This is a genomic window from Thioalkalivibrio halophilus (assembly GCF_001995255.1).
Taxonomy (GTDB): Bacteria; Pseudomonadota; Gammaproteobacteria; order Ectothiorhodospirales; family Ectothiorhodospiraceae; genus Thioalkalivibrio; species Thioalkalivibrio halophilus.
Genome location: NZ_MUZR01000082.1, coordinates 1 through 5,293, shown reverse-complemented (window position 1 = coordinate 5,293; position 5,293 = coordinate 1). Strand labels below are relative to the sequence as shown.

The window sequence follows — 5,293 nt, the reverse complement described above, 5'->3', positions numbered from 1 at the left end:
CACTTTCGACAGTAACTCCGGCGCTGCTGCAGCTGAGCCCCGGCATGTTCCGCATGGCCATCGGGCCCAACGTCCCGGACGGCCTCGAGACCCATTACCTCCACACCCTCGGCGAGGCCCTGGAACCGCTCGGCATGCCGGCCGGCCTGCAGCTTCAGGGCTTCCACACCTCCGCCGACACCCTGGAAACCATGGAGGCCCGGGACTGGGCACTGGAAGAAGACCAGTCACCCGGCCAGGCCTCGGGCATCGCCTACCGGATCGAGGTCACCGAATTCAGCGACGACGCCGACGCACCGGATTACGCCGCCCTGCAGGAGTACCCGCGCGCCGGCGCGGCCGCCTTCGAATACCTCCGCACCCCGCCCGTGCTGGCCGACATGCTGGATGTCTGCCTCCCCCTGCCCTCTGACATGCCGCGCGACGAGCTGGCGGCGATGCTGGACGAGCAGGCGACCTTCGACGGGGCCCTGGAAGGGGCCCACTCGGGTGCACTGCTCGGACAGGCGGCCTGGGGCGGCCAGGAAGATCCGCAGCGAGGCGACGGCTTCGCCCTGGTCGTGGAGGCCTTCCTGCCTGGGCTGGAAACCACCGCCTGCATGATCTTCACCCGGGTGGGTGCGGGCGTTCCCGATGACACCGGTACCCTCGAGATCGCCGACCCGCGCAGCACCGAGGCCGAAGGCCGGCTGGCCGCGCACCTGCTGGTGGGGGATGTCAGCAAACCCGGCGACATCTCCTTCCTGACCGTCGGCCAGGGCCTGAGCGGAGAGGTCCGGCTGGATACCGCCGAACCGGACGACACGTTCCACGGCCACCTGGACGTGGAAGGCATCGCCACCCCGCTGGACGACCTGGGTGCCAGCGACGGGTTCCGGCTCGAGGGCGAGTTCTCGGCGATGCAGTACTGGGACCGCGTGCCCGTCGCCCGCTGATTCGCGTGCGTGACGTCCCCGCCCCGGTGCGGGGCCGTCACACCGGGCGGAACACCATCAGGGCCACCACGACGAGCATCGCCGAGAAGGCCGGGACGCCCAGCCAGAACCACAGCCGCATGCGGCGGGCGTAGGCGGGTGGCAGATCGACGCCCTCGCGGATCGCGCGGGCCGAGGTCTCGCGCATCCGCAACTGGAGCCAGACCACCGGCAGCCAGCAGGCCCCGGCCAGCAGGTACAGCGCACCGGTCCACAACAGCCATGCGCTGTCGAGCGGCCAGCCGGCCAGCCACACCATCGCGAACCCGGTCAGCGGCTGCAGGATCACCGCCGGGGTGGTGAACCACCAGTCCGCACGGACCACCAGACGGTCGGTGACCGCAATGGCCGCCGCGCTGCCACTGCGCCACACCATGTACTTGTAGAACGCACTGCCCAGACCGGTCCCGAACAGCAGGATCGCCCCCAGCACGTGCAGCGTCTTCAGTCCGAGGTAGAGCATCGCCGGGGCCCCTCCATTGCGATCAGCATCAGCGTGGCCACGATCAGGGGCAGGTTCTTGCTGAGCGGCCCGAACGGGTCGATCCACAGCTGCGGAAGCAGCAGCCCCGCGCCCAGGGTGTAACCGGCCATCATTACGACCTGGATCCACGCCACCTCGCGCACCCGCCAGCCCGCGAGCAGTGCCAGGCCCAGCAGCACGTCCACCAGCGCCAGACCATACAGAGCGGTAACGGCCGGGGCGGCCGTCAGACCGGCCGACGCCAGCAAGTCCAGACTGGCCTGAGGCGGATGCAGCAACGCCGACACCAGCCCGGTCCAGATCCAGAAGAAGGCCAGCGCGAAGCGCAGCAGCGGGCGCAGACCGTACAGCCGCGCATGCCACAACTCCGCCTCGCTGGACGGCCGGGCCGCCAGCGCCCCGGCAAAACCGCGCGGGCGCCACCCGAACCCGCGCTCGAATGGCTCCACCGGGGCCGTGCTGCCCCGCCGCAACAGGTCCACCATCGACCCGTTCACCGGAGCCACGTGCAGCCGGCCCGCCAGCGCCGCCCCCGCGCGCGCAAGCCGCGGCGCCACCGGCAGGGCTCTCCAGCGCCCCGCCCCCAGCCAGGCGCGCCAGCGGGCCAGCACCCGCGCCAGCGTCACCGGCTCGGCCCCCACACAGTCCAGCACCTGGCAGCGCGGCTCGCCGCACTCGACCGCCTGCACCACCGCGCGCACCAGGTCATCGACATGGACGGGCTGAAGCATCTGCCCGCCGTCGCCCACCAGGGGCACCCACGGCAAAGCCGCCAGGGCCCGCAGAAAGCCGGTACTGGCCCCGCCTTCGCCATGCACAATGGACGGCCGCAGGATCAGCCAGTCCAGCGGCCTGGCGGCCAGATCCGCATCCGAGCGCCCCCGGCTGCGCAGCCAGGGGTCGTCGGCGGCCGGGTCCGCCCCCAGTACCGATATCTGGATCACGCGGCCGACCCCGGCCTGCTCGCAGGCCGTGAACAGGGCGGCCGGAGCGCGCTCATGCAAGGCCGCGAACGACTGTGCACCCTGCTCACGGGCAATGCCGGCGGCATTGATCACGACATCCATGCCCGTCACACGTCCGAGCCAGTCCTCCGGCCGATGATCCCGAGTGAAATCGCAGTGGACCGGTGCGGCGCCACGCGCGCATCCGACCACCTCGTGGCCGCGCTCGCGCAGCGCCCGCTCCAGATGGCGCCCCACAAAACCCGTGCTTCCGGTCAGCAGAATGCGCATCCCGTTACCCCCGGCGCGCTCATTCGCCGCCGGCCGCGCCGCGGGCGCGGTCGACCAGCGCGACCTTCCAGATCACCAGGCCGATCACCGACAGGGCCAGGAACACACCTCCCAGGGCGTGGAACAGGGTCCCGCGGATCAGCTCGACGGAGCCCATGCCGCCATGTTCGGCCGCCAGCAGGATCACCTGCAGCAGCGGTGCGATCAGCACCATCAGCCGCGTGAAGTTGACCCAGAAGCGCGCCGCGGCCTCGCTGCCGCACACCTCCCCGAGCAATGGCTCAAGGGCCGGCTGAATCAGATGAATGACGACCAGACTGATGCCCAGTGCAGTGGCCAGCTGGACTCCGAGAATGACAAGCGGCTGGATTTCCATGGCATGACTCCTTTTCCTTGGTTTCGGTTGTTTCTGTCTATACAGAAACTACCGGGCAATTTTTTTTACTTGCCCAGCAGGCTCTGGATCCGCGCCCCCATCTTCATCAGCTTCACCAGGGTCTCGCGGTCCAGTCCCCGCATCTGCTCGTACCAGCCAAGCAGCTGCTCGAGGAACTCGAGGGTATCGTTCATGCGCGCCTTCGCCTCGGGGGTGGTTTGCGCATCGGATTCGCTGTCCAGCACGCACTGGCGCAGGGTCGTAAGGGTCGGGTCCAGCTCGCGTTCCTTGCGCCCTTCGAGGATGGTCATGAAGATGTCCCAGACATCCTTCTGCGACACGAAGTGATCGCGCCGGTCACCCAGTTCGTGCACCACCTTCACCAGCCCCCAGGACTGCAGCTCGCGCAGGCTGGTGCTCACGTTGGAACGGGCCACGCCCAGGGTCTCGGCGATGGTCTCCGCGGTCAGCGGGTGCTCGCTCAGGTACAGCAGCGCATGGATCTGCGCCACCGTGCGGTTCACGCCCCAGCGCGATCCCATCTCGCCCCAGTGCAGGACGAACTTTTCCATGGTCGGGCTCAGCTGCATCAGTCCGTTCTCGAATTTCTGTTAAAACTGAAATTAGCGAACACATCGAAGACCGTCAAGCGAGCCGACCTTCCTCCAGCCCCGCGCGAGCGTGATAGCCTTCACGCTTTTTCAACAGGGGAAAACCACGCCATGCTCCGACTGCCCGCCGCCATCCTTGCCGCCCTGTTCGCCTCCGGCTGCGCCATTTCCCAGCATGTCGAGCCCGTGCCGGAGCGCCAGGCCATCGAAAAGGTCTACGTGGAGCACAACCCGGACGTGCACATGGAGGAGCTGAACGACTCGCTGGTGGGCATGTTCGAGGACATGGGCATCGAGTCCGAGCTGTACCGGGGTACGCGGCCGGCGGACGCCGAACACCACCTGGAGTTCACCGCCAACTGGACCTGGGACCTGGCCATGTACCTCACCTACTTCGACGCCCGGCTGTACGAGCAGGAGCAGCTGATCGGCACCGCCGAATACGATGCCCGTCGCGGCGGCGGGCGCCCCGACAAGTTCGGCCCCACCGAAGAGAAGATCCGGCCCCTCATGCAGGAACTCGTCACCGGCGAGCCGGCCGAGGAGTAACCCATCGCGCGGGACCGCCCGGCCCTGCCCGGACCCCGGTCCCGCCCGGCTTCGGCCCTTCAGCCCTTCAGCGCCGCGATGGCCCGGACCGTGTTCTCCTTCACCGGGCGCGGGCGCTCCGGGCGGAAGCGGCGGATGTAGTCCACCAGCTCCGGCCCCGTCAGCACCGGTACCGACAGCTCGCCCGAACGCCCCAGCGACACCTCCGGGTGCGTGAACAGCACGATCGGCTGGATCCAGCGCTTGGCCTTGCGGCCCTTCAGGTACTCGCTCAGCAGCCACACCTGCTTCTTCACCTGCCGCACCGGGTTGCGCATCTGCTTGGTATAACGACTGCCGCGCCGCCCGGTCTTGCTCACCGTCCACTGCGAGGCCTGCTCGTCGCAGTCGATGGCCCCGCTGTTGTGCTTCACCTCGATCACGAACAGCGCCTCCGGCCCCGCCACCACCAGATCCGCCTCGGTCACGCCCGTGCGCGAACGCTCATCCGGCAGATCCACCTGGTTGAAGACCGTGAACGAGTCGGGCAGCTCCGCCAGGTACTCCAGCGCCGCATCCTCGCCGCGCGCCCCCGCCTCGATCACCGCGCTGCCGCCCACCAGGCCCACCAGCGCGACCACCCCCGCCAGCGTCACCAGCCCCACCAGCGGATGCACGAAGAACGCCCCGAGTGCCACCGGCAACCCCAGGAGCAGCACCAGGTTGCGCCCGCGCCTCTGGATCGCCTGCGACTCTTCGGTCAGACGGTTTGCGGTGATGTAGCGGGTATCAGCCATGGGTACGGATTGAATACAAGCCTGAATTCACAGAACAACTGCAACGCCTGAACCTGGAAGGAGTGGGCCAGCCATCGGGACGCAGCTCGTCGAAGTAATCCGCGCCGCCGGGATCCTTGAGGCGCTGGTCGTCCATGACGAAGCCCTTGACCAGGTACTCCTCCAGATGAGCAGTGGCCCACTGGCGGAACTGGGTGCCACGGGGGGAACGCACCCGGTAGCCGACGGCCAGGATCATCGGCAGGCTGTAGACACTCACCTTGCGCCGCACGAGTTATGGTCAAGTCT

The 5,293-nt window shown here is 68.4% G+C and carries 7 protein-coding genes and 1 pseudogene; 2 read left to right on the top strand and 6 right to left on the bottom strand.

What is annotated here, in order from left to right; genetic code table 11:
• Positions 1-935 (top strand): annotated as a pseudogene (locus B1A74_RS13745) (hypothetical protein); the annotation flags it as partial.
• A gap of 37 nt (positions 936-972) precedes the next feature.
• Here B1A74_RS13745 and B1A74_RS13740 read toward each other — a convergent pair.
• The 4 genes from B1A74_RS13740 to B1A74_RS13725 form a co-directional block, all read right to left on the bottom strand.
• Positions 973-1,437: a DUF2269 family protein gene (locus B1A74_RS13740; RefSeq protein ID WP_018947855.1), complete on the bottom strand. Its 465-nt coding sequence runs from the start codon at positions 1,435-1,437 to the stop codon at positions 973-975.
• The gene (locus tag B1A74_RS13735) at positions 1,419-2,693 is read right to left on the bottom strand and encodes an SDR family oxidoreductase (RefSeq protein WP_077244963.1); all 1,275 of its coding nucleotides are present in this window, start codon (positions 2,691-2,693) and stop codon (positions 1,419-1,421) included. Before B1A74_RS13735 ends, B1A74_RS13740 begins: the two co-directional genes overlap by 19 nt.
• A 19-nt stretch (positions 2,694-2,712) precedes the next feature.
• On the bottom strand, positions 2,713-3,069 hold the full coding sequence (locus B1A74_RS13730; RefSeq protein WP_018947854.1) for a hypothetical protein: 357 nt from the start codon (positions 3,067-3,069) through the stop codon (positions 2,713-2,715).
• A gap of 65 nt (positions 3,070-3,134) precedes the next feature.
• Positions 3,135-3,659 (bottom strand): GbsR/MarR family transcriptional regulator, encoded by a 525-nt coding sequence (locus B1A74_RS13725; RefSeq protein WP_018947853.1) that lies wholly within the window; start codon positions 3,657-3,659, stop codon positions 3,135-3,137.
• Between the two features lie 132 nt (positions 3,660-3,791).
• Here B1A74_RS13725 and B1A74_RS13720 point away from each other — a divergent pair, with 132 nt between their 5' ends.
• On the top strand, positions 3,792-4,229 hold the full coding sequence (locus B1A74_RS13720) for an Sbal_3080 family lipoprotein (RefSeq protein WP_024329706.1): 438 nt from the start codon (positions 3,792-3,794) through the stop codon (positions 4,227-4,229).
• A gap of 59 nt (positions 4,230-4,288) precedes the next feature.
• Here B1A74_RS13720 and B1A74_RS13715 read toward each other — a convergent pair whose 3' ends face one another.
• Positions 4,289-5,005, bottom strand: a complete 717-nt coding sequence (locus tag B1A74_RS13715; protein ID WP_024329707.1) for a nuclease-related domain-containing protein — start codon at positions 5,003-5,005, stop codon at positions 4,289-4,291.
• Positions 4,998-5,264, bottom strand: a complete 267-nt coding sequence (rhuM, locus tag B1A74_RS13710) for a RhuM family protein (RefSeq protein WP_244269235.1) — start codon at positions 5,262-5,264, stop codon at positions 4,998-5,000. The genes B1A74_RS13715 and rhuM overlap by 8 nt, the downstream gene beginning before the upstream one ends.
• Positions 5,265-5,293: the final 29 nt, after the last annotated feature.